We start from the raw sequence: 24,010 nt of genomic DNA on the forward strand, positions 1-24,010 counted from the left end.
GAGCCGGGCCGCGATCTCGACCTGCGGCACGCCCTCGACCCGGTGGAGCTGGAAGGCCGTGCGCACCGGCTCCGGCAGCTCGGCCACCGCGGCCTCCACCTGCCGCAGGGATTCCCGCGACGCCGCGGCCGCCTCGGGGGTCCCCGTGCCGGGATCGGCCGGGTCCGGGGCGGCGTCGAGATCGGTGAACAGGCGCCGCTCGAAGCCCTGCCGCCGGGCCCGGTCGAGGGCGAGGTTGCGCACCATCCGCCCGATATAGGCGGCCTGGATCACGGTCTCGGCCGGGGGCGGATCGGCGATCAGCCGGAGCAGCACGTCCTGGACTACGTCCTCCGCCTGGGCCGGGCAGCCGAGGATGCGGCGTGCCCGCGCGAGATAGGTGGCGCGATGGCGCTCGAACGCCGCGAGGTTCCAGGATCCCCCGGGCGGCGGCCGGCCGGGCCGGCCCGGCGGGGCCGCGGCGATCCCCTGGCCCGAGAAGCCGGCGTCGCAGTTCCAGGTCGCCACTGTCCCGCTCACGATGTCCCATCGGTACGGCTCATGCGGGTCGGACGGGTATCACGCGGCTGTTCTGTGGAACAACGTCTATCTTTGTTGATTGGAATTATTAAAACTTACCGTCCCACGAGATTCTCAAGGGAATAGATGGAATGTCTCGCCGATCGCCCCGCCGGAGGACGAAACATCGGTCTGGATCCTGAATTCTACGCCGGGACTTCCCGGAACGAGCCGGCGTGACGTGCCGGATCTCGGCCCGCGCCAGGCTCGGTCGGCGCGTGTATGCTGGCGCTTCCTCGATTCGGGGCGCGGTGCGCGCTGCCGAACCCTTCCCCGCAGGATCGCGGCAGGAGAGCCAGGGCCGCGATGCCGTCCGCCGATACGCTCGTCCCGGTGGGTGCCTTCGCGCTGCTGGTCCTGGCGTTCGCCGTGAAGCACCTCGCGGCGGACTTCTTCCTTCAGACCAACTGGATGGCGCAGGGCAAGCAGCGGTCCTCGGCCTGGCTCGGCCCCCTCTGCGCCCATACCGGCCTGCACGGCCTCGGCACGCTGGCGATCGCGCTCGCGGTGAAGCCGGCCCTGTGGTGGCTGGCGCTCGTCGATTTCGCGATCCACACGGGGATCGACCGCGGCAAGGTGCTGGTCGGCCAGCGGACCCGCCTGCCGACCACCGACGCCCGGTTCTGGTGGCTGATGGGCATCGACCAGTTCCTGCACCACGTCACCCATCTCGGGCTCGCCGTGGTGCTGGCGGCGGCCTGACGCGCGATCGGGACGGCGCGCGCCGCCGGGCGCCTCACTGCATCTCCGCCTCGAGCAGCCGGTTCGTGTCGGAGACCTTGCCGGCCAGTTCCAGGATCAGGAAGCGCTGGAAGGCGAGCGCGAGGTCCGGGCGCTCCCGCTCCATCCGGGCGAGGGCGGCGCGGTCGATGCCGACCACCCGGCAGGGGCTCTCGGCGACGGCGGTGGCGGTGCGCCGCCCGCCCTGGACCAGCGCGATCTCGCCGATCACCGTGCCGGCCGTGGTGGTGCGCAGGCGCAGGTTGCCGCGGCCGGGGACCTCCATCTCGACGGAGACGACGCCCTGCTCCAGGAAGTAGAGGGCGTCGGCCGCCTCCCCCTGGCGCATCAGCGCCGCGCCCGCCGCGAGTTCGCGGACCGTCAGATAGGGCGCGAAGTCGTCCGGCCCGAACGCGCTGCCCAGCCGGTCGGCCATGTGCCGGGCGAACCGGGCGACCTCCCCCGGGCCGGCGCCGCCGGCCTCGGCCAGGAGCGTGGCCTCGGCGGCGCGCAGGGCCTCGTCCAGCGTGTCGAGGATCCGGACGCGCGGGTCGGCGGTGAGCCCGTTGCGGGTGATCAGCAGCCGCGCCGCCGGATCCACGTGGACCAGCAGCACGTCGAAGCGCCGCTGCTCGGCGAGCTGGCCGACCTTGCGGAACGCGATCAGCGCCGAGCTGTCGAGCCCCACGGTCTCGCGGAAATCCAGGATCAGGACGCGCAGGTCGCCGGCCTCCGCGGCGGCCCGGCGGTGGATCGCCTGCGCGTTGAGGAAGAACAGGTAGCCCTGCAGGGTGTAGATCCGGGTCCGGCCGCCGACCGCCGCGAGCCGCGCGGCGGCGTCGGGACCGCGGATGACGCTGCTGCGCCGCTCCGCCCCGGACAGCGACCGGCGGATCGCGCCGATCTGCCCGTACTGGACCCCGAAGATCAGGATCGCCAGCAGGACGCCGACGAGGAAGCCCGTGGTCGCCCCGAAGAACGCGGTGGCGGCGCACACGACCAGCGCGATGGCGATCTCCCACCCCGGCAGGGTCCGGCTGGCGAGGCCGAGGTTGAACAGGAGCCCGATGCCGATGGCGATCAGCGCGCCGCCGGCCAGCGGGCGGGGCAGCAGCGCCAGGGGACTCGCGCCGACGATGAGCAGGGCCGCCATGACCGCGAGGGTCAGCCACCAGCCGAGCCAGTGGCCGCCGCCGATATTGTGCAGCAGCAGCGTCGAGGTCCGGCCGAAGCCCATCGCGGAGCTGCCGAACACGCTGCCGACGAGGTTGGTGGCGCCCGAGGCCACGAACATCCGGTCGATGTCGAGGTCGCGCCGGATCTCCAGCTCGACGCTCACCACGTAGAGGATCTGGATGATGACCGCCACGACGACCAGGGTGGCGATCTTGGGCCAGATCGGCAGGAGCAGGCGCGGATCGAAGGCCATCAGGCTGCCGATGGCGGGCGGGCGCAGCAGCGTGCCCGTCGGCAGCGGCTCGATCAGCCATCCCGAGGCCTGCCCGGCGGCGACGCTGGTGCCCGTCCAGGCCAGCCCGAGATGGACCACCGCGAGGCTCGACAGGATCACCGCGGGGTAGGTCCCCCAGTGCCGGACGATCCGGGGCAGGTAGAAGGCGCAGAACCCGATGGCGAGGGTCAGGGCGATGCGGGCGAGCGCCCCGGCATCGATCCGGCCCGGATCGAGGTTGGCCGGATCGACGGTGCGGAGCAGCGCCGCGACCGGATCGTCGACATGGCCGCCGATCTGCACGCCGCTGCGCAGGAACAGCAGCCCGACGCCGCCGAGGAAGCCGGCGAGCACCGGGTAGGGCAGCAGCTGCACCAGCAGGGAGGCCCGCAGGGTGCCGAGCAGCGCGAAGATCACGCCGGTGGCGAAGGTCGAGACGCCGCAGGCCACGAGGACGAGCTGGCCGACCGTCTCCGGATCGGTGATGCCCGCGGCCTCGAGCTGCCCGGCGACCGCCGCGGCGATCGCCGCCTGCACGATCGCGGCCGCGCCGATGAAGGACAGCGAGATCCGCGCGGTCCGGCGGATGGCGATGAAGACGAGGCTGCCCAGCACGTAGGCCGCGAGCAGCGCCGACAGGCCGGCCGCGCGGCTCTCCGCCAGCGGACCCGAGAAGATGAGCTGGGAGTAGCTGATGAGGTCGAGCAGCAGCACCATCACGGTGACGGCCGCGGCCGCCACGATGCGGGCCCCGCGCAGCATCGCCGCGCGGCCGCCGGCCGGGGATGCGGCCCCGGCGGACGTCAGGTCGGTTGTCGTCATCGGCACGGTACCCGCGTCTCGAAATCCCGACGGGCGCGGAGCTCGCAGATCCCCGGGCAGATGCCGCGCAATCACGCGCGCGGATCGTCGCCGAATCGCAGGACCTGACCTTGGCCACGCCAGTTCTCAACCGATGGCAGGTGCCGGCTTAAATTATCGTGCAGGCCGCTCCGGCGCGGCAGCATTGTGGCGATTGCTGCGGTGGATCGCGCCGCGTCGGCCGATCCGCGGCGCCGGCGCGGTGCCGGCGGGCGTCGCCCGTGAAGATCCGGCCTGTCCGATCGCGGCGCGCCCTGCGCCAGGACAGGCGCGGATCTCCCGGGCCCACGCGGGCGGAGCCCGGGATCCGGACAGGCGGAAACGCCCAGGTCCCGCGCCGGCGACGGCTCCGGGTTGCCCGCCTTCGGGCTCCCCTGGGACAGGACTTGCCCGCGGCGCCTGGGCAAGACGGGGCGGATCAGCGGGCGTGAGCCGGCGCGGCGGCGGCGACGGTGCTGGCGCGACGTGCCGAGCCCGCGCGGAGGAGCGGCGCGCGCTGCCGGGGGCTCCCGGGTCGCGGACGCCGGCGGGACGGGCGTTCGGCCCTCAGCGCGCCTCGCTGACGCGCTTGGTCGCCCGCTGCTCCTTCTTGTAAGCGGTGATCGCCGCCGAGCAATTCGGGGAGAGCTTCTTGAGATTGGCCTTGAAGCAGGCCTCGACCTCCGGACCGCCCGGCGCGTAGGCGCTGCAGAAATCCATGTAGTCGCCGGTGCAGTACTGCTTGAGGGCTTCCCGGGCCGGGGATTGCTCCGCAAAGGCCGCGGCGGGGCCGAGGCACAGACCGATGGCCAGAAGGGCCGTCTTGGTCGAAGTCATCGAAATCCTTCGCTCGTCCAGGCCGCGCGAGCGGGTCGCGCGGCGATGGGCGGTGCGGATGGGCGCCAAGGATGGCATGACCGTGACGCCCGGGCTGTCCGAATGCAGATCAGCCATGCCCCGTGCCGGCGGGGCCGCCGGTCAGTGCGCGCCGACGCGGTGGGTCGGCACGAGGTCGTTGGCGATGATCTCGCCGAACGGGCCGTCGTTGCGGGCGTTGCTGGCCGGCCGCCCGGTGGTGGCGCGCAGCGGCAGCTTCGGGAAGACCAGCTCGGCGAACCGGTAGGCTTCCTCCAGGTGCGGGTAGCCCGAGAGGATGAAGCGATCGATCCCGAGATCGATATACGCCTTCATCCGGTCGGCGACCTGGTCGGCCGAGCCGACCAGCGCCGTCCCGGCGCCGCCGCGGACGAGGCCGACGCCGGCCCAGAGGTTCGGCGCCACCACGAGCTTGTCGCGGCTGCCGCCGTGGAGCGCCATCATGCGGCTCTGGCCGACGGAATCCTGCCGCTTCAGAGTCTCCTGCGCCTTGGCGATGGTGGCGTCGTCGAGCTTCGAGATCAGCTGCTCGGCGGCCTCCCAGGCCGCGGCCTCGGTCTCGCGGGCGATGACGTGCAGGCGGATGCCGTACGAGAAGGTCTTGCCCTTCGCCTCGGCGGCCTGCCGGGCGGCGGCGATCTTCTCCGCGACCTGGGCCGGGGGCTCGCCCCAGGTGAGGTAGACGTCGCAATGCTCGGCCGCGACCGCCATGCCGGCCGCCGACGAGCCGCCGAAGTAGAGCGGCGGATAGGGCTTCTGCACCGGCGGGAAGATCAGCCGGCCGTTCTCGGTGCGCAGGTGATCGCCCTGGAAGGTCACGGTCTCACCCGCGAGCAGGCCGCGCCAGATCGTCAGGAACTCGTCGGTGACGGCGTAGCGCGCGTCGTGGGACAGGAACACGCCGTCGCCGGCGAGTTCCACCGGGTCGCCGCCGGTGACGACGTTGATCAGGAGGCGCCCGTCCGAGATCCGGTCGAGGGTCGCGGTCATGCGGGCCGCCGCGGAGGGCTCCATCAGGCCCGGCCGCACCGCCACGAGGAAACGCAGCTGCTTGGTCAGCGGCGCCAGCGCCGAGGCGACGATCCAGGAATCCTCGCAGGAGCGCCCGGTGGGCAGCAGCACGCCGTAATAGCCGAGCTCGTCCGCCCCCTGCGCGATCTGCCGGAGATAGCTGAGCGAGACGTCCCGGGCCCCCTCCCGCGCACCGAGATAGCGGCCGTCGCCGTGGGTCGGCAGGAACCAGAGGACGTCGGCGCGCCCGTCATTGGCTGCGTGCATCGGAATCTCCTGTGCGGCCCGGTGGCCGGATGCGGAAAAGCCGGATCCGACTGCGCGCATCCGGTGATCGTCGAGAGCTAGGGCGGGCCGCCGCCTCCGGGAAACGGCGGCCCCGCGTTCAGGCCGTCGGCTGCGATCCGAGCAGGTGATCGAGGATGCGGCCCTCGAGGCGGGCGAGGTCCGGGTCCCCGCGCCGGCGCGGCCGCGGCACGTCGACCCGCAGGTCGAGGGCGATCCGCCCTTCATCGACGACGAGGATGCGGTCGGCCAGCGCCACCGCCTCGGTGACGTCGTGCGTGACGAGGAGCGCGGTGAACCCCTGCGCCCGCCAGATCCGCTCGATCAGGTCCTGCATGCCGATCCGGGTCAGGGCGTCGAGGGCGCCCAGCGGCTCGTCGAGGGCGAGCAGGCCCGGCCGGCTCACCAGCGCCCGGGCCAGGGCCACGCGCTGGCGCTGGCCGCCCGACAGGGTGGCGGGCCACTGCCCAGCCTTGTCGGCGAGGCCGACCTCGGCGAGCGCGGCGAGCGCCCGCTCCCGGCGCTCGGCCCGGGAGCCGTGCCCCGACAGGCCGACCGCGACGTTGTCGACGACCCGCGCCCAGGGCAGCAGCCGCGGCTCCTGGAACATGATCCGCTTCGGCGGCTCGGACCGGCGCGGGCTGGCGGCCGGCCCCTCGAGGTCGATCCGGCCGCCGGTGGGCGTGTCGAGCCCGAGGATGAGGCGCAGCAGGGTGCTCTTGCCGCAGCCGGAGCGGCCGACCACCGCGGTGAACCCCCCGGCCGGCAGGAACAGGTTCAGGCCCTCGATGACGGCGTTGCCGTCGAAGCTCTTGTGCAGGTCGCGGACGGTGACGGCGATCCCGCGGGCCGGCGGCTCCGCGGGCGCGCGCGCCGGCGCGGCGGCGGCCGCCTGCCGGGGATCGGTGCCGAGGTCGGGAAGCGCCTCGCGGCGGACGGCGTCGAGCAGCATCAGGCGCTCCTGTAGGCGGGGTTCCAGGCGAGGCAGGCGCGCTCGAGCTGGCGGGTCAGGGCGTCGGCGAGCTTGCCGAGGGCGGCGTAGATCAGGATCGCCAGCACGACGACGTCGACCAGCATGAACTCCCGGGCCTGCATGGCCATGTAGCCGAGCCCCGACGAGGCCGAGATCGTCTCGGCGACGATCAGCGTCAGCCACATGATGCCCAGCGCGTAGCGCAGGCCGACGAAGATCGACGGCAGGGCGCCGGGCAGCACCACGCGGCTGAACAGCTCGGTGCGGGACATGCCGTAGACCCGGCCCATCTCCACGAGGCCCGGATCCACCGAGCGGATGCCGTGCAGGGTGTTGGCGTAGATCGGGAAGAACACGCCGAGCGCCACGAGGAACAGCTTGGCCTCCTCGCCGATGCCGAACCACAGGATCACCAGCGGGATCAGCGAGAGGTGGGGCACGTTGCGCACCATCTGCACCGAGGTGTCGGTCAGCCGCTCCGACAGGCGCGACAGGCCGTTGGCGAGGCCGAGCGCGAAGCCGATGCCGCCGCCGATCACGAAGCCCGCCAGAGCCCGCAGGGTGCTGACGCCGAGGTTGGTCCAGAGTTCCCCGGTCCGCCCGGCCTCCCAGCCGGCCCGGACCACGTCGAGGGGCGCCGGCATGAAGCGGTTGGAGACGAGCCCGGCCGAGACCGCGGCCTGCCAGCCGAGCAGGATGGCGGCCGGCAGCAGCCAGGGCACCGCGGAGTCGCGCAGGCGATCGAGCTTGGAGGGGCGCATCAGCGGTTCTCCGTCCGCTTCTCGGACTTGACGGCGTCCGCGGGCCCGGGCGCCGTCCAGACCGCGTCGGCGACCCGGACGGGCTTCGGCAGGAGCCCGAGGCCGTGGAAGGCGTCGGCGACCTTCTGCTGGTCGGCGATCGCGGTCGCATCCAGGGGCGCGACGCCGTAGGACAGGCGGCCGAGCGCCACGGCCAGGACCGGCGCGGGGATGCCGACCGAGGGCGCCAGTTCCGCCGCCACGGCGTCGGCATGGCCCGCGGCCCAGGCGTCGACCTCCCCGATCGCCTCCAGCACGGCCGAGACGATCGCGGGGCTCGTGTCGGTGAAGCCGCGCCGGGACAGGTAGAACTGGCGGTTCGGGGCGAGCGCGTGCCCGTCGACCCCGCGCCCGTCGACCAGGACCCGGGCGCCCGTGGCGCGCTCGGCGGCGGCCTGGAACGGGTCCCAGATCACCCAGGCGTCGACGGCGCCGCGCACGAAGGCGGCGTTGGCGTCGGCCGGTGCCAGGAAGGCGAGCTTCACCGCGTCGTAGGGGACGCCGGCCTGCTCCAGGGCGCGCACCAGCAGGTAATGGACGTTCGAGCCCTTGTTGAGCGCGATGGTCCTGCCGCGCAGCTCGGCGACGCTGCGGATCGGGCTGTCCCTGGGCACGAGGATCGCCTCGCCCCGCGGCGCCGGCGGCTCGGCGGCGACGTAGCGCAGCTCCGGGCTCGCGGCCTGGGCGAAGATCGGCGGCGCTTCGCCCGCCGAGCCGAAGTCGATCGCCCCGGCATTCAGCGCCTCCAGCAGCGGCGGCCCGGACGGGAATTCCGACCACGCCACCGTGGTGCCGAGGGGCTGGAGGGCCCGCTCCAGGGTGCCGCGGCCCTTCAGCAGCACGAGCGACCCGTATTTCTGGTAGCCGATCCGGATGCTGCCGGCCGCGCGGGCCGGCCGCAGCAGCGCGGTCGCCGCGAGGCCGAGCCCGGCGGACAGGAGGAGGCGCCGGTTCGGGGCGGGGCCGCTGGCGGGCGACAGGGACGGCGCGCGGGGCGATCGGTCGGTCATGGCTCTCTGCGGTCGGTCTCAGCCGTTGCGGGCGGGGGGCGTCCAGACCGCGTCGGCGATGCGGATCGGCTTGGGGATCAGTCTCAGCGCGTGGAAGCGGTCGGCGATCCGCTGCTGCTCGGCGGCGACGCGGTCGGTCATGGGACCGATCACGTAGTCGGTCCGATCCACCGCCCGCCGGGTCGCGGCCAGCGGCACGCCCGTGCCCTGCGACAGGAGTTCCGCCACCGCGCCGCGATTCTGCGTGCACCAGGCCGCCACCTCGCCCAGGGCGTCGATCACCGCGGTGAGGACCGGGGCCCGGCTCTCCGCGAAGGGCCGGCTCGCCAGGAAGAAGTTGTTCTGCGGGGTGACGTCGGTGGCCCGCACCAGCACGCGCACGCCCTCCCCCTGCTCGGCGATGGCGAAGTACGGGTCCCAGATCGTCCAGGCGTCGATGCTGCCGCGGGCGAAGGCGGCCGCGGCGTCGGCGGGCGCCAGCGTCACCGGCTCGATGTCGGCGTAGCTCAGGCCGGCCTTCTCCAGGGCCGCGATGGTCAGGTTGTGGGAGCTCGATGCCTTGGCGAAGGCGACGCGCCTGCCCCTGAGCTCGGCGAGGCTGCGGATCTCGGAGCCCTTCGGCAGCAGGATGCCGGCGCCGGAGCCGCCGGCCTCCTGGGCGGCCGCGTAGACGAGGTTGGAGCGCGCGGCCTGGGCGAAGATCGGCGGGGCATCGCCGGTCTGGCCGAGATCGATCCCGTCCAGCGACAGGGCCTCCAGCAGCGGCGGTCCGAAGGAGAACTCGACCCAGCGCACCGCGTATCCGAGAGGCTCCAGACGCTTCTCGATGATCTTCTGCTGCTTGGCGACGACCAGGATGCCGTTCTTCTGGTAGCCGATCCGCAGCACGCCGGGCTCGGCCGCCCGGGCGCCCGGGGCGAGCGCCGGCGCGAGGGGCAGGGCCGCGAGGGCGGCCAGCAGGGCGCGACGGTCGAGCATCGGGCGCCTCACTCGGCGGCGGCGAGGGCCGGCCGAGCCGCCGCGGCCCGGTGCACGAGCAGTGCGGCGAGCTGCCCGCCGGCCTCGCGGGCGCGGGCGCGCACGCCGGTCTCGGTCAGCACGCCGTCGCTGAAATCGGGATCGGAGGCGTAGACCGCGGTCGGGATCTGGAGCGCCCCGAAGAAGCCGAAGAGCGGCCGGAAGGCGTGCTCGACCACGAGGGCGTGGCGCGCGCCGCCGCCCGTGGCCACGATCGCCACCGGCTTTCCCGCGAGCGCACCCGGATCGACCAGGTCGAACAGGTGCTTGAACAGGCCGGTATAGGCGCCCTTGTAGACCGGCGAGCCGACGACGAGCCCGTCCGCCTCCTCGATGGCCGCGAGCACGCTGCGCGCGGCCGGCGCGAGCTGGTCGCGGGTCCAGGCGGCACCGAGGCCGGTCCCGGCATCGACGAAGTCGAGGATCTGCGCGTCGAGGGGAGCCTGGGCGCTGGCCTCGCGGAGCACGGCATCCACCAGCGTGCGGGTCTTGGAGGGCCGCTGCACGTTGGCGCTCAGCCCGACGAGTCTCGGTCGTGTCATTCCGGATGCCTTGCTGTGAGACGGGATGACGGACCGCCCCGACTCCGAAGAGCGGAGGTTGCGCGGCCGGACATCCGAACAGGCCGCTAGAATTGATGGCCGCGACATCCGCCGTCAATGAAACGGCGTTCCCAATTCCCCGGTAAAGGAAAAACGTTCTCCTCGAAAACGGGCGTGGAATATGGAACTTCATCTCGCCAGCCGCGCAGGGCGGCGGAGAGATCTTGCGTCCTCGCGGCTCAGGCGCGCAGAAATCGGAGGTTCCGTCTCCCGATGTGCCTGAGGGGAGAAGTGTCTTCTCGAAACGCGGGCCGGCTTGGAACCGAATCGCCGAGCGCGCTCGCCGGAACGGCGCCGGATGCCGGCGCGGCCGGCGACCCTTCCGCGGTGTCATCCGGGCGGGCGTCAGCGTCGCCGTCGCCACGGTCGCCGCCACCGTCGCCGCGACCAACATCGGCGGCGCACCGGCGATAGCCCTTATCGGCGGGCGCGTGCCTACTTGCGGGCGAGGAGATGCTGCACGGTGCCGTCGTCGCCGTACTTGGTCCACATCCGCGCGCAGGCCTCCTCGGGACGCGCGCGGAACTGCGCCAGCTCCGCGTCGAGGTCGTGCTGCAGGGCGACCGAGCGCTTCTTCGTGAAGAAGTCCGCGTGATTCAGATGGTTCTCGCGCGAGAACTGACGGAAGCGCTCCGTGTCGATCCGGACGGCCGGACAGTGTCTCGCGGCCAGATCGGCCTCGATCCCCGGACGGAGCGCCGGCATGTCCTTCTGCAAGGACGAGCGGCGGGCTTCGGCCCAGGTACCGAACACGGCCCAGGCCAGTGCGGCCGCCACGAGAGGAGCAAATCTATTCATCGCAAGACGTATCGCTGTGCTGCGACATCCCAAATCTCGCACCTGCGATAAGTTCGATCAGGGCCGCGGAACGCAAGACACTTCTGTGTGAAAGCGCACGCCCCGCGACCGGCGCGGCGCCGGGTCCGGAACCCGGACGGCCTCAGTAGGCCGGGACGACGCGCGTCTCGGGCAGCGGCGCCCGCATGGTGAAGTGCAGCCCGGCCGGCTGGAAATCGAAGGCGATCTCCGCCTGGCACTGGACCTTCAGGACCCGCTGCAGCAGCGTCGAGCCGAAGCCCTTCCGCGTCGGCGCCGCCGTGGCCGGACCGCCCCGCTCGGTCCAGTCCAGGTGGAGCAGGCGGGCGGCGGGCGTCTGCTCGATATCCCAGCGGATCGCGATCCTGCCCTCCGGAACGGACAGCGCGCCGTGCTTGGCCGCGTTGGTCGTCAGCTCGTGGATGGCCATGCCGGTCGGGACCGCGAGGTCGCCCATCAGGTCGATCGCGGGGCCGTCGAGCTGGATGCGGGAGCCCTCGACGTCGTTGTAGGGGCCGAGCTCGTTCATCAGCATGTCGCGCAGGGGCGCCTGCTGCCAGTAATCCTCGGTCAGGAGATTGTGGGTCTTGGCCAGCGAGATCACCCGCGCCGAGAACGACGCGTAGAACGCGTCGACGCTGGTGGCGGAGCGGGCCGAGGCCCCGAGCAGCGCCTGCACGGTCGCCAGCGTGTTCTTCACCCGGTGATGCAGCTCGCGGATCAGGAGCGCCTGCCGCTCGGTCGTGCGCTCGCGCTCCTCGAGATAGGCCCGCGCCTCGAGCTGCCGGCGCTTGGCGCGATGGGCGGAGCGGGCCGCCATGACCAGCGTCGCCGGATGGAACGGACGTTCCAGCACGCTCACGTTGCCCAGCATGTCGGTCAGCTGCGCGTTGGGCTCGGCGCCCCGCAGCCGCAGGAGGATGAACGGGAAGTCGGACCAGGGCGGCTGAGCGGCGATCCAGTCAGCCAGGGCCTGGCGGTTCGAGGACAGCAGCGCCTCCTCGGTGAGGATCGCGCAGGCGGCCGTGTCGAGCCGGCAGACCACGTCCGCGAGGCTGCCGCACACCTGTGCCGCGATCCGCGCTTCGCCGAGGATGGTCGCGGCGACGACGGCGTCGCGGCCACCGGGCGTGAAGATGAGAGCCGGCGGTTCAGCCTCGGTCATCAGCCGCGCGGATGGGCAGGAGGGACGACCGCTCACCTTCGAATGTCGGAACGCCGGTCATGACACCTCGGAACGCACTCAGCGGTTCGCCAACGCGGATCCCGTCGGAGTCGATCCGCAATTCGCGGATCGCGTCCTCGTGGCTGCCGGTGCGCTTCTTCACGACCGAGATCGCGCGCCGCAGCCGCCCCTCGGCCTCGAAGGTGCGGAACAGCAGGATCGTGTCGCTGAGGTAGGTGAGATCCACGTTCGTGCCCATCGCCCCGATCATCCCGTGCTGGGCCAGGACGAGGAGCGTGATGACGCCCTGCTGGTTCAGGTAGGTCAGCAGCTCGTGCATCTGCAGGAGCAGGTAATTCTCCTCCGGCATGGCGTTGTGATAGCCGGTCAGGGAGTCGATCACGACACTCGTCACGTCCCGGTGCTCGACCGCGTTCTGCACGATGTCGGCGAGTTCGCCGGGGGAGACCTCCGCCGGGTCGATCTGCTCGACGATGAGGGATCCGGCGGCGATCGCGTCGTCGATCGGCATGGCGAGGCCGCGGGCCCTGCGCGTGAGGACGCCGGTGGTCTCGTCGAAGCTGAGGATCAGCGCCCGCTCGCCGCGGGCGATCGCCGCGGTGACGCAGGTGAGCGCCACCGTGGACTTGCCGACGCCGGACGGGCCGATCAGCATCGTGCTGGTGCCCCGGTCGAGGCCGCCGCCGAGCAGCTTGTCCAGTTCGGGGCTGCCGGTGCCGCACTGGTCGTCGGAGGAGGTGCCGAGATGCTCGGCCGCGACGAGGCGCGGGAACACCGTGAGCCCGCCGCGCCGGATGACGTAGTCGTGGAACCCGCCCCGGAACGGCGTGCCGCGCATCTTGATCACGCGCAGGCGCCGGCGCTCGCCGCCGTACAGGGGCGCGAGCTGCTCCAGCCGGATCACGGCATGGCTGAGGCTGTGCAGATTCAGGTCGTCCGTCTCGGCGGTGAGATCGTCGAGGAGCAGCGCCGTGGTGTTCTGGATGAGCAGGAAGCTGCGCAGGGCGTGGACCTGCCTGCGGTAGCGCAGCGATCCCTGCGAGAGCAGCCGAATCTCCGACAGGCTGTCGAACACCACGCGCTGCGGCTTGAGCCGCTCGATCTCGGCGATCGCCATGCGGACGGTCTCGCCGAGTTCCAGGTCCGACGAGTGGACCAGGCTCTGCTGCTGCCCGGGATCGAGGCTGAGTTCCGGCGCGACGAGCTCGCAGATCTCGATGCCGTCGAGGGACCAGCCGTGGCGCTCCGCGACGTTCAGGAGCTCGCGCCGGCTCTCCGAGAGCGTGATGTACAGGCAGCGCTCGCCCCGCCTCACGCCGTCGAGCAGGAACTGCATCGCCAGCGTCGTCTTGCCGGAGCCGGGCCGCCCCTCGATGAGGTGCGAGCGCTGGGACGCGTAGCCGCCGGCCAGGATGTGGTCGAGGCCGGTCACCCCGGTGTAGACCGGTGCCGCGTCGTGATCGGTCACTGCCATGTCGAGGTCTCTGCCGTCGTCCCACGGGCGGGCGGCCCGTCGACCGCGCGACGGAACGCGGAGCCCGGTCTCGTACACGAAGGCGCGCGCAGCGCGAAACGCCGCCGCGCGGCCGGTACGGCGCGCCTGCCCGACGGGCGCGCGAACCGGTGTGCCCGGGCCGCGCGGTCGCGGGACGGCCCCTCCCCCGGCCGGGTCCGCGTGCCCGGCGCCCGCAGGGAGCGGGCGCCGGGGTGTCGGGGCGTCACTGGCTGCCCGGGCCCTTCGCGAGGCCGGCCAGGGTGAACAGGTCCACCGACAGCTTCGCGCCGATCACGAAGGCGTCCGGGATCGGCTTCGGGCGGAACGGGAAGCGGGTCTGGTCCGGGTCGATCACGTATTGCAGGTTCGGCATCAGCCGCACCGCCGGGGTGAGCTGGATGCCGTAGCTCAGCTCCAGGATGGTCTGCAGGGACTCGACGGTCCGGGTGCCGAGTCCCAGCGACGCGCGCGCCGCCCGGATGTTGGCCGTACCCAGGGGCGAGAGCTTCTCCATGGCGAAGACGAGGCCGAGGGTGTCGTAGGGCCGGCCCGGGAAGGTGCCGGTCAGCACGGCGCCGCCCTCCAGGAAGTAATCCTGGGTCTGCCGTCCGCCGGTCCCGCCGATCGCGACGCCGAACACCGACAGGCCCTGGACGCCGTTCGGATCCGGCCGCCAGACCATCTGGTCGAAGCGGGCGTAGACCGCCGACCGCCCGAACCGGGTCAGCGGGTCGAGGCCGCTGAAGACCTGCGCGCCGCCCCGCCGGTCGCGCACGGGATCCGCGTAGTCCGACCGGTCGAACACGGCGCCGAGGCTGTAGTTGCGCGGCAGCGGGTCGTTGCCGAAATTGGTCGAGTAGCCGACCTCCACCGGCACCAGGTATCCGGTGGCGCCGCTGGTCGACCAGTCGACGCCGTTCCGGGTCGGCAGTTGGTCGCGCGGGTTCACCTCGTAGATGCCGGCGTGCAGGAACACCGTGTCGGTGACCCAGGCCTTGGCGTGGCCGCCCCAGGTGGCGATCGGCCAGTAGGTGAAGTTCGTCAGCTTGAAGATGGACTTGGGCGCGCCGCAGGTCGCGTTGTTCTGGAAGTTGCAGTAGAGCGGCGAGGCCAGGAAGTTGGGGTTGGCGAGCAGGCGGCCGACCTCGATGTCGAGGCGGTTGTCGAGCAGCTTCTGCTCGTAGGACAGCAGCGTCAGGTGGGCGGTCTGGCCGCCGCCGTAGATCTCCTGCACGCTGCCGTTGAAGCCGATATCGTCCTGCGCCAGGCTCCGGCCGTGGCGCTGGGTGACGATCGTGTGCACCGAGCCGCCGTCGATGCCGGCGAGGCGGCCGAGATCGGCGTCGAGGCCGAACGCGATCTGGCCCGCGTAGGCCGATCCCTGCCGGATCCCGCCGGACGGGTTGGCGGCGAACTCGCCCGTGTAGTTCAGGATCATGCTGATCCCGTTGCCGAGATCGAGGGTGCCCGGCGGCAGGCTGGGCGGCGTCGCGCTGCTGCCCTGCACGTCGAGGCTGGCCGCGGCGCTGCTGGCGCCCGAGAAGCTCCGCGCCTCCCGGATGACCCGCCGCCGGGCGCGGTTCGCCCGATATCTCGCCTTCTGCGCCGGGCTCGCCTCCGGCCCCGGCTTCACCAGGGACGGTCCCCCGTCCGGGGCGGTCGCCTCGACCTGCGCGACCGCCGGGCCCGCGCCCGCCGTGACCGCCGCGGCGCAGAACGCGAGCGCGGCCCATCGCCGATGCTGTCCCCTATGCTTTCCCATGTGTGACTCCCCCTTAACCGCGCGGCCTTGCCTGGCTCTGTCGCGTTCGTGTCCCGCAGGGGCCCTCCCGGGCAGTCCGTGTCCGGTCAGTCCGTGAAGGCCTCCACCGTGCGGCGCTCGCCGCGCATGAAGGCGTCGGCGGCGTGGATCAGCGGATTCAGGTCGACGTCGCTGGCGCCGGAGCGGACCAGGGCGGCGAAGCGGTCGTAGAGGCCGCGGTACTCCGCCTCGGGCGGGAGCGGCCGGTCGCGGCCGGCGATCGACAGGGCGGCCCCGCCCCGCGACAGGACCAGGGGGCCGTCGTCGGTCTCGACGCGGATGTCCCAGGTCTGCGGCCCGGTCTGGCGCCAGTCGAACCGGGCGCGGATCGGGGTGCCGGCGGCGTCCGCGAAGTGCAGGTCGGCGGCGATCGGCGCCTGCCGGTTCGCCGGCACCGACAGGGTCGCGCCGGTGAGGAAGAACGGCGGCAGGATGTGGGTGGCGATCGACAGGGCGTTGATCCCCGGATCGAACACGCCCATCCCGCCCGCGTCCCAGATCCAGTCCTGGCCCGGGTGCCAGTGCCGGACATCCTCCAGCCAGGCGATCGCCACCGACCGGATCCTGCGGCCCGACAGCCAGCGGCGGGCGGGCTCCACCCCCGGCGCGTAGCGGGAGTGCCAGCTCGCGAACAGGCTCACGCCCCGGTCCCGCGCGGCCGCGACCAGGAGCCCGACCTCGGCCAGCGTCGCGCCGGGGGGCTTCTCGAGGAAGACGTGGCGGCCCGCCGCGATCCCCGCCAGGGCCGCCGCGAACCGCGCCTGCGGCGGCTGGCACAGGGCGACGGCGTCGAGGTCGCCGTGCGCCGCCAGCATCGCCTCCAGCGTGGCGTAGCTCGGCACCCCGTCGAGGCCGCCGTGCGGGCTCGCCACCGCCACGAGCGCGTAGTCCGGCGAGGCGGCGAGGACCGGCAGGTGCTGGTCGCGGGCGATCTTGCCGACGCCCACGAGGCCGATGCGGATCGGGGACGCCATCTCAGAGCACCCGCACGGACGGTGCGCCCGCCGGCGCGATCGCCAGCGGGTTGCGCAGGGGCAGCGTGAACGGCGCCGCCGCGATCTCGAAGACGTCGCCCGGCCGGGTCGCGACGCCGTCGCTGAACGACAGGGTCGCGGTCCCGAAGAAGTGGACGTGCACGTCGCCGGGCCGCCGGAACGGCCCGTACTTGAAGTGGTGTTGCTCCAGGTTGGCGATGCTGTGGGACATGTTGGCCTCCCCGGAGCGGAACGGCTTCTCCCAGAGCACGGCGCCGTCGCGCAGGATGCGGCTGGTGCCGCGCACGTCCGGCGGCAGGGCGCCGAGCCACAGCTCCGGGCCGAGGGCGGCCGGGCGGAGCTTGGAATGGGCGAGCCACAGGTAGTTGCCGCGCTCGGTCACGTGGTCCGAGAACTCGTTCGCCAGGGCGAAGCCGAGGCGCACCGGGGCTCCGTCGGCGTCGATCAGGTAGATCCCGGCGATCTCCGGCTCCTCGCCGCCGTCGCGCGCGAAGGCGGGCGAGACCAGCGGCTCCCCGGAGGCGACGAGGCCGGAGCCGTCGCCCTTGTAGAACCATTCGGGCTGCACGCCGGCCTCGCCCGGCGCCGGCTTGCCGCCCTCGATGCCCATCCGGAACATCCGCATCGAGTCGGTCGGGGCCGGGTCGGCGGCCGCCGCGCGGTGCATCGCGTCGCGGCCCTCCGCGGAGCCGAGATGCGTCAGGCCGGTGCCGCTCAGCAGGAGGTGCGCGGGATCGGCGTGGTCGACGGGCGGCAGGAGCCGGACCGCGTCGAGATCGACGGGCCCGCCGAGCCCCGCGCGCTCCGCCGTCGCGGCCAGATCGTCCCCCGCCGCGAGGGCCCTCCGCGCCAGGGCGAGCACGCTGTCGACGCCGAGCACCCGCCGCGCCCGGCCGTCGGCGAGCAGCGCGACGCCGCGTTGCCCGTCGGCGGCGCGGAATTGTAGGAGTGATCGTCCCATCTGTATCCTCCCGGGGACGGCCGCTTCGGGGCGTCCCGAACGCGCGGCCGTCGAGGGTCGCGCGGCGGCCCGTCAGCGGCCGGGTTGCGGGGCGCGCGCGCCGTCGCGGCCGCTCGAGGTCGGCGGGAGCGGCCTGCTCTGCACCGTCGCGGGGGCGACCCCTGCGCCGACCCGGACGCTGGCGCGGACCGTGACTGGTCCGGTCGATTAACTACTCATACAATTAAGCTAGAGCAGTTCGCCTCCGCCCGCAAGCGCGGCCGCGATCCCGGTGCGGCGGGCGCTCCCCTTCCCGCTCCTACAACTTCAGGATACGATCGCGCCGTTCCTGCCCCGATCCGGTGGCCCGGACCGGAGGTGGACGAGGTGAGGCAGGAGCGCGGCCCGGAGAACATCACGCTGCCCCTCGCCACGGGGACGCGCCGCATCCACGGCTCGGTCGCCCGCGATCTCGGTGTGGCGATCCTGGGCGGCCGCTACGCGCCCGGGGACGTGCTGCCCGGGGAGATCGAATTCTCTGAGAAATTGAACGTCTCGCGCACCGCCTATCGCGAGGCGATCCGCATCCTGAGCGCCAAGGGGCTCGTCGAGAGCCGCCCGCGCACCGGCACCCGCGTCAGCCAGCGCAGCCGCTGGAACCTGCTCGATCCCGACATCCTCGCCTGGGCCTTCGAGTCGGAGCCGAGCGAGTCCTTCATCCGCGACCTGTTCGAGCTGCGGATGATCGTCGAGCCGGCCGCGGCCGCGCTCGCGGCCGAGCGGCGCTCGGGCCTCGACATCGCCCGGATGGGCCACGCCCTGGAGGAGATGGGTCGCCACGGCCTCGCCACCGAGGCCGGGCGGGCCGCCGACCAGGCCTTCCACAACACGATCCTGGAAGCGGCCCGCAACGGGGCGCTGATGGCCCTGTCGAGCTCCATCGCCGCCGCGGTCACGTGGACGACGATCTTCAAGCACCGCCGCCAGGGCCTGCCCCGGGACCCGATGCCGGATCACCGCGCCCTCTACGACGCGATCGTGGCGGGCGACCCGGACGCCGCCCGCGCGACCATGACCGAGCTGGTCCGCCTCGCCCTCGCCGACACCGAGCTGGCGATGCGGCCCTGACGGTGCCGGCGGCGGGGTGCCGCCGGCCCGGACAGCGGCCGAGTGGCCTCAGGGGCCTCAGCGGCCTCAGTGGTTGTCGCGCGGCACGCCCCGCGTCTGCGCGATGCGCTGGAACGCCTCGGCGCCCTCCAGGATGGCCCCGGTGTGCATCTGCCCCACCGCGGCGCGCTGCATCGCCTGCCAAGGCGTCTGCGACGCCGGATAGGCGTAGCCGCCCGCCGCCTCCAGGGCCTCGCGCCGGCGCGCGATCTCGTCGGCGTCGACCAGCATGTCGGCGGTGCCGCGGCGCAGGTCGATCCGCACCCGGTCGCCGGTGCGCAGGAGCGCGAGGCCGCCGCCGGCCGCCGCCTCGGGCGAGGCGTTGAGGATCGACGGCGACCCGGAGGTGCCGGACTGGCGCCCGTCGCCGAGGCAGGGCAGCGCGTGCACGCCGGCCCGGATCAGCTGCGCGGGCGGGCGCATGTTCACCACCTCGGCGGCCCCCGGGTAGCCCACGGGCCCGGCCCCGCGCATGACCAGGAGGGTCTCCTCGGTGATGCCGAGGCTCGGGTCGTCGATCCGGGCGTGGTAATCCTCCGGCCCGTCGAACACCACGACGGGACCCTCGAAGGCGTCCGGATCCTCCGGGTTCGACAGGTAGCGGCTGCGGAACTCCGCGCCGATGACGCTGGTCTTCATGACCGCGGCGTCGAACAGGTTGCCGCGCAGGACCAGGAAGCCCGCCGCCTCCTTGAGCGGCCGGTCGATCGGCCGGATCACGTCCTCGTCCTCGATCGCGGCGCCCCGGCAATTGTCGCCGAGGGTGCGCCCGTTCACCGTCAGCGCGCCCTCGCGGATCAGGCCGCGGCGCATGAGCTGCGCCACGACCGCGGGCAAGCTGCCGGCGCGGTAGTAATCCTCGCCGAGATAGGCGCCCGCCGGCTGCAGGTTGACGAGGAGCGGCACGTCGAGCCCGTGGGTCTGCCAGTCCGCGATGTCGAGCTCGACTCCCATGTGCCGGGCGATCGCCGCGAGGTGGATCGGCGCGTTGGTCGAGCCGCCGATCGCGGAATTGACCGCGATGGCGTTGAGGAAGGCGTCGCGGGTCAGGATGTCGGAGGGCTTCAGGTCCTCGGCCACCATGGCGACGATGCGCTTGCCGGTCAGGTAGGCGGCCTCCTGCCGGTCGCGGTAGGGCGCCGGGATCGCCGCCGAGCCGGGCAGCATCATGCCGAGCGCCTCGGCGAGCGTGTTCATCGTGGTGGCGGTGCCCATCGTGTTGCAGAAGCCGGTCGAGGGCGCCGACGAGGTCACCAGCTTGATGAAGCCGTCGTGGTCGATCTCGCCGGCCGCCAGCATCTCGCGGGCCTTCCAGACGATCGTGCCCGAGCCCGTGCGCTGGCCCTTGAACCAGCCGTTGAGCATCGGCCCCACCGACAGGGCGATGGCCGGGATGTTCACGGTGGCGGCCGCCATCAGGCAGGCCGGGGTGGTCTTGTCGCAGCCCGTGGTCAGCACGACCCCGTCGAGGGGGTAGCCGTAGAGCAGCTCCACGAGGCCCAGATAGGCGAGGTTGCGGTCGAGGCCCGCGGTCGGCCGCTTGCCGGTCTCCTGGATCGGGTGGACGGGGAATTCGAGGACGATCCCGCCCGCCTCGCGGATCCCCTCGCGGATCCGCTCCGCGAGGACGAGGTGGTGGCGATTGCACGGGGACAGGTCCGAGCCGGTCTGGGCGATGCCGATGATCGGCTTGCCCGAGCGCAGCTCCTCCAGGCTGAGGCCGAAGTTCAGGTAGCGCTCCAGGTAGAGCGCCGTCATGTCGATATTGTCGGGGTTGTCGAACCACGCGCGCGAGCGCAGGGGCCGTGCAGTCGGTCGGTCGGTCATTTCTGGGTCCGGTGGGCGGGGCTGGTCGAGAAGCGGTAGGTGATGACGTTCCGGTAGGTCTTGCCGGGATCGAGCCGCGCCGAGCCGAAGGCCGGCCGGTTCGGCGTGTCGGGGAACAGCTCCGGCTCCAGCGCCAGGGCGTCCGACTGGCGGTAGGCGAGGCCGGATTTACCGACCGCGGTCGCGTTGAGGAAGTTGCCGGCGTAGAACTGGAGGCCGGGCTGGTTGCTCGCCACGTCGAGGACGCGGCCCGACTCCGGATCCTCGACCCGCGCCACGGGGTGCGGCTCGGCCGTGGGCGCGTCGGTCACGACCCAGTTGTGGTCGTAGCCGCGCCCGCGCACGATCTGCACGTCCCGCCCGTCGCGGATCCGCGCGCCGATCACCGCGGGCTCGCGGAAGTCGAAGGGCGTGCCGGCCACCGGCAGGATCTCCCCGGTCGGGATCAGGGTGGCGTCGACCGGCGTGAAGCGCTCCGCCGGGATCGTCAGGGTCTGGTCGAGGATCGAGCGGCCCGAGCCCTCGCCCGCGAGGTTGAAGAAGCTGTGGTTGGTCAGGTTGACGATCGTCGGCTTGTCGGTGGTCGCCTCGTAGGTGACCGTGAGCGTGTTCGTGTCGTCCAGCGCGTAGGTGGCGGTCGCCGTCAGCGTGCCGGGATAGCCCTCCTCGCCGTCCGGACTGACGTAGCGCAGGGTGACCGAGGGGGCCGCGCCGCCCTTGACCGCGGTGATCGTCCAGAGCCGCTTGTCGAAGCCGGCCGCGCCGCCGTGCAGGGCGTTCGGGCCGTCGTTGGTGGCCAGGGTGTAGGCTTGGCCGTCGAGGGTGAAGCGCCCGGCGCGGATGCGGTTGGCGTAGCGCCCGACGCTCGCGCCGAAATAGCTGCCCCTGGTCAGGTAGGAGGCGAGGTCGTTGTAGCCGAGCACCACGTCCGCGGCCTTGNCGGCACGTCGAGGCTCCGCAGGAGCGCCCCCCAGGACAGGATCCGCGCCGTGAGGCCCTTGCCGTTCGTCAGCGTCACCTCCTCGACCGTCCGGCCGTCCGGCAGCGTGCCGAACACCGTCCGGGTCGGCTCGGCCGCCCGGGCCGATGCCGGCGTCAGGCCCGGCAGGGCCGCACAGGCGCACAGCGCCAGGGATCCCACTCCACGCATCGCGTTCTCCCCCTCGTGACTCCGCCCGCCGCGCCGGTCCTGCGCCGGCCCGCGGCGGGGCTCGCGGTTGACGTCCGCGAACCCGCTATATACTCAGACAAATAAAAGGGACAACACGGGACCCCGACAAGGCGGCCCGGAAGGCAGAGGACAACGCCCGATGGCAGGACCGATCGCGACCGCTGGGACCGCGGCGCCCCGGACGGGGGCGGAGGCCGCGCGCGACCGGGGCGGCTACCGCCCGGCCCTGTCGCTGCTGGCGAGCCTGTTCTTCATGTGGGGCTTCATCACGGTCATCAACAACACGCTGCTGCCGCACCTGCGCAGCGTGTTCGACCTCGATTACACGCAGACCACGCTGATCGAGTCCGTCTGGTTCATCGCCTACTTCGTCGCCTCGATCCCGGCGGCCAAGCTGATCGAGCGGGTCGGCTACCAGCGCGCCCTGGTGGCGGGGCTGGGCATCATGGCGCTGGGCACGCTCGGCATGATCCTGGCCGCCCACCGAGTCTCCTACGCGATCACGCTCACGGCCCTGTTCGTGATCGCCAGCGGCATCACCCTGCTGCAGGTCGCCGCGAACCCCTACGTGGCGGTGGTCGGCCCGGCCGAGAGCGCCCCGGCGCGGCTCAACCTCGTGCAGGCGTTCAACTCCCTCGGGACGACCCTGGCGCCGCTGTTCGGCGGCTACCTGATCCTCGGCCGCTCCGCCTCGGGCAACGCCGCCGCCGGGGCCAGCCTGACCCCGGCCGAGCGCCTGGCCGACGCGCAGTCGGTGCAGCTGCCCTACCTGATCGTGGCGGTGATCCTCGTCGTCCTCGCCGTGGTCATCGCCCGCTTCCCCCTGCCCGCCATAGGCGGGTCCGGCGGTGCCGGCGGCGCCGCGGCCCGGGCCGCCAAGGCCGAGCGCGCCGGGCTGTCGCTCTGGCGCCACCGCAACCTCGTGCTCGGCGTGCCGGCGATCTTCATCTATCTGATCGCCGAGATCGGGGTGTCGAACCTGTTCATCAACTTCGTGTCGCAGCCCGAGATCGGCGCCCTGACCCACGCCCAGGCCTCGCGCTACCTGTTCCTGCTCTGGGGCGGCATGATGGTCGGCCGCTTCGTCGGCAGCTACCTGATGCAGCGGCGCCCGGCCGAGACCGTCCTGGCCGGCGCGGCGATCGGCGCCTGCGCGGTGATGCTGGTGGCGACCTTCGCGACCGGCCACCTCGCCCTGTGGGCGCTGATCTCGGTCGGCCTGTTCCACGCGATCATGTTCCCGACGATCTTCACCCTGGGCATCCGCGGCCTCGGCCCCCTCACCGAGGAGGGGGCCGGACTGCTGATCATGGCGATCGCGGGCGGGTCGCTGGTGGTGGTGCAGGGCTGGGCGGCGGACCGGTTCGGGCTGCAGCGCTCCTTCCTGATCACCGCCGCCTGCGAGCTCTACGTCCTGTTCTACGCGCTCTGGGGCAGCCGCACCGGCGCCGCGGCGCCGCGCCCGGCGGGCGCCTGAGCGTCCGCCGGAGGGGGGAGGGCACGGCCATGGACCCGCGGATCCGCATCCTCGCTCGGTCCCGGCGCGACCGGCTCGGCGAGGGCCCGGTCTGGGTTCCGGAGCGGGGCGTGCTGTTCTGGGTCGATATCGAGGCGCCGGCCCTGAACTGGCTCGACCTCGCCGACGGCGCGACCGGCACGCGCCCGTTCCCCGAACCGCTCGGCTGGATCATCCCCCGCGCCGGCCGGCGCGACTTCATCGTCGGGCTGAAGAGCGGCTTCGCGACCTACGACCTGGAGGCCGGTCGCCTCGTGCCGATCGGCGACCCCGAGCCCGACGACCCAGACAACCGCCTGAACGACGCCAAGGTCGACGGCGCCGGCCGGATCTGGGCCGGGAGCATGCACCAGGCCGAGACCGCGGTGTCGGGCTCCCTGCACCGGCTCGATCCGGACCTGACGTGGCGGCGGATGGACACCAGCTACGGCGTCGCCAACGGGCCGACCTTCAGCCGCGACGGCCGGATCCTCTATCACAGCGACAGCGCCGCCCGGACGGTCTACGCCTTCGACCTCGCCGCCGACGGCGCGCTGACGGGCAAGCGGCCCTTCCTGCGCTTCCCCGACGCCTGGGGCTGGCCCGACGGCATGACCACGGATGCCGAGGGCTGCCTGTGGATCGCCCACTGGGGCGGCGGCCGGCTCAGCCGCTTCGATCCCGAGGGGCGCCTCGTGCGCGCGATCCCCCTGCCCGCCCCCAACATCACCAGCTGCGCCTTCGCGGGCCCCGGCCTCGACCGGCTGTTCGTCACCTCGGCGGCGCGGGGGGCCGAGCACGTGCCGGAGGCCGGCGCGCTGTTCGAGCTCGACGTCGGCGTCGCCGGCCTGCCGCCCCGCGCCTTCGGGGGCTGACGGACCCCGCGCCTAGGACAACGATCCCCTGCGGCGATCTTCCCCCGCCCCCGCCGGGCCGGTTCCCTGGCGGCCGGGGAGCGGGAAGCCGGGGCCTGCG

19 protein-coding genes and 2 pseudogenes are annotated in these 24,010 nt (G+C 72.9%); 4 read left to right on the top strand and 17 right to left on the bottom strand.

Annotated elements, in window-relative coordinates; translation table 11 throughout:
• Positions 1-18 precede the first annotated feature (18 nt).
• A pseudogene (locus tag ACTJK8_RS19945) lies at positions 19-519 on the bottom strand (sigma-70 family RNA polymerase sigma factor); the annotation flags it as partial.
• A 345-nt stretch (positions 520-864) separates the two neighbouring features.
• Between ACTJK8_RS19945 and ACTJK8_RS19950 the strand changes: the two are divergent.
• Positions 865-1,260 carry a DUF3307 domain-containing protein gene (locus tag ACTJK8_RS19950; RefSeq protein ID WP_012318330.1) on the top strand — a complete coding sequence of 132 codons (396 nt, stop codon included), beginning with the start codon at positions 865-867 and terminating at the stop codon, positions 1,258-1,260.
• A gap of 34 nt (positions 1,261-1,294) precedes the next feature.
• Here ACTJK8_RS19950 and ACTJK8_RS19955 read toward each other — a convergent pair whose 3' ends face one another.
• The 14 genes from ACTJK8_RS19955 to araD1 all read right to left on the bottom strand — a co-directional run bounded on the left by ACTJK8_RS19955 (position 1,295) and on the right by araD1 (position 17,396).
• Positions 1,295-3,550 (bottom strand): cyclic nucleotide-binding domain-containing protein, encoded by a 2,256-nt coding sequence (locus tag ACTJK8_RS19955; RefSeq protein ID WP_041372287.1) that lies wholly within the window; start codon positions 3,548-3,550, stop codon positions 1,295-1,297.
• A gap of 585 nt (positions 3,551-4,135) precedes the next feature.
• The gene (locus ACTJK8_RS19960; RefSeq protein ID WP_012318328.1) at positions 4,136-4,405 is read right to left on the bottom strand and encodes a hypothetical protein; all 270 of its coding nucleotides are present in this window, start codon (positions 4,403-4,405) and stop codon (positions 4,136-4,138) included.
• A 141-nt stretch (positions 4,406-4,546) separates the two neighbouring features.
• Positions 4,547-5,722: an FMNH2-dependent alkanesulfonate monooxygenase gene (ssuD, locus tag ACTJK8_RS19965; RefSeq protein WP_012318327.1), complete on the bottom strand. Its 1,176-nt coding sequence runs from the start codon at positions 5,720-5,722 to the stop codon at positions 4,547-4,549.
• Positions 5,723-5,840: 118 nt separating this feature from the next.
• Positions 5,841-6,692, bottom strand: a complete 852-nt coding sequence (locus tag ACTJK8_RS19970; protein WP_024830602.1) for an ATP-binding cassette domain-containing protein — start codon at positions 6,690-6,692, stop codon at positions 5,841-5,843.
• Positions 6,692-7,474 (bottom strand): aliphatic sulfonate ABC transporter permease SsuC, encoded by a 783-nt coding sequence (gene ssuC / locus ACTJK8_RS19975; protein WP_012318325.1) that lies wholly within the window; start codon positions 7,472-7,474, stop codon positions 6,692-6,694. The genes ACTJK8_RS19970 and ssuC overlap by 1 nt, the downstream gene beginning before the upstream one ends.
• Positions 7,474-8,523, bottom strand: coding sequence for a sulfonate ABC transporter substrate-binding protein (locus ACTJK8_RS19980; protein ID WP_440762406.1), 1,050 nt, complete (start codon positions 8,521-8,523; stop codon positions 7,474-7,476). Before ACTJK8_RS19980 ends, ssuC begins: the two co-directional genes overlap by 1 nt.
• An 18-nt stretch (positions 8,524-8,541) precedes the next feature.
• On the bottom strand, positions 8,542-9,501 hold the full coding sequence (locus ACTJK8_RS19985; protein ID WP_012318323.1) for an aliphatic sulfonate ABC transporter substrate-binding protein: 960 nt from the start codon (positions 9,499-9,501) through the stop codon (positions 8,542-8,544).
• A gap of 8 nt (positions 9,502-9,509) precedes the next feature.
• Complete coding sequence (gene msuE, locus ACTJK8_RS19990) at positions 9,510-10,082, bottom strand: FMN reductase (RefSeq protein WP_024830604.1); 573 nt, start codon at positions 10,080-10,082, stop codon at positions 9,510-9,512.
• Between the two features lie 495 nt (positions 10,083-10,577).
• Complete coding sequence (locus tag ACTJK8_RS19995; RefSeq protein WP_440762407.1) at positions 10,578-10,940, bottom strand: hypothetical protein; 363 nt, start codon at positions 10,938-10,940, stop codon at positions 10,578-10,580.
• Between the two features lie 142 nt (positions 10,941-11,082).
• Complete coding sequence (locus ACTJK8_RS20000) at positions 11,083-12,123, bottom strand: sensor histidine kinase (protein WP_043073441.1); 1,041 nt, start codon at positions 12,121-12,123, stop codon at positions 11,083-11,085.
• Complete coding sequence (locus ACTJK8_RS20005; protein ID WP_440762408.1) at positions 12,110-13,618, bottom strand: ATPase domain-containing protein; 1,509 nt, start codon at positions 13,616-13,618, stop codon at positions 12,110-12,112. The genes ACTJK8_RS20000 and ACTJK8_RS20005 overlap by 14 nt, the downstream gene beginning before the upstream one ends.
• 244 nt (positions 13,619-13,862) lie before the next feature.
• Positions 13,863-15,401, bottom strand: a complete 1,539-nt coding sequence (locus tag ACTJK8_RS20010) for a carbohydrate porin (protein ID WP_440762409.1) — start codon at positions 15,399-15,401, stop codon at positions 13,863-13,865.
• A gap of 86 nt (positions 15,402-15,487) precedes the next feature.
• Entirely contained in the window at positions 15,488-16,414 is a 927-nt protein-coding gene (locus ACTJK8_RS20015; RefSeq protein WP_053621415.1) for a Gfo/Idh/MocA family protein, read from the bottom strand.
• A gap of 1 nt (position 16,415) precedes the next feature.
• Positions 16,416-17,396 (bottom strand): AraD1 family protein, encoded by a 981-nt coding sequence (araD1, locus tag ACTJK8_RS20020; protein WP_127991268.1) that lies wholly within the window; start codon positions 17,394-17,396, stop codon positions 16,416-16,418.
• 357 nt (positions 17,397-17,753) lie between these two features.
• On the opposite strand from araD1, the gene ACTJK8_RS20025 reads away from it, so the two are divergent.
• Positions 17,754-18,503, top strand: coding sequence for a FadR/GntR family transcriptional regulator (locus ACTJK8_RS20025; protein WP_244633069.1), 750 nt, complete (start codon positions 17,754-17,756; stop codon positions 18,501-18,503).
• A gap of 66 nt (positions 18,504-18,569) precedes the next feature.
• Here the strand turns inward: ACTJK8_RS20025 and ACTJK8_RS20030 are convergent, their stop codons facing one another.
• Positions 18,570-20,369, bottom strand: a complete 1,800-nt coding sequence (locus ACTJK8_RS20030; RefSeq protein WP_012318313.1) for an IlvD/Edd family dehydratase — start codon at positions 20,367-20,369, stop codon at positions 18,570-18,572.
• Positions 20,366-21,519, bottom strand: a pseudogene (locus tag ACTJK8_RS20035) (aldose epimerase family protein). The gene ACTJK8_RS20030 and the pseudogene ACTJK8_RS20035 overlap by 4 nt, the downstream one beginning before the upstream one ends.
• A 160-nt stretch (positions 21,520-21,679) precedes the next feature.
• Here ACTJK8_RS20035 and ACTJK8_RS20040 point away from each other — a divergent pair.
• A complete protein-coding gene (locus ACTJK8_RS20040; protein WP_127991270.1) occupies positions 21,680-23,017 on the top strand; it encodes a sugar MFS transporter in 1,338 nt (445 codons plus the stop codon).
• A 29-nt stretch (positions 23,018-23,046) separates the two neighbouring features.
• Positions 23,047-23,910 (top strand): SMP-30/gluconolactonase/LRE family protein, encoded by an 864-nt coding sequence (locus tag ACTJK8_RS20045; RefSeq protein WP_127991271.1) that lies wholly within the window; start codon positions 23,047-23,049, stop codon positions 23,908-23,910.
• Positions 23,911-24,010: the final 100 nt, after the last annotated feature.

It is taken from the genome of Methylobacterium sp. 22177, from assembly GCF_052045615.1.
Taxonomy (GTDB): Bacteria; Pseudomonadota; Alphaproteobacteria; order Rhizobiales; family Beijerinckiaceae; genus Methylobacterium; species Methylobacterium radiotolerans.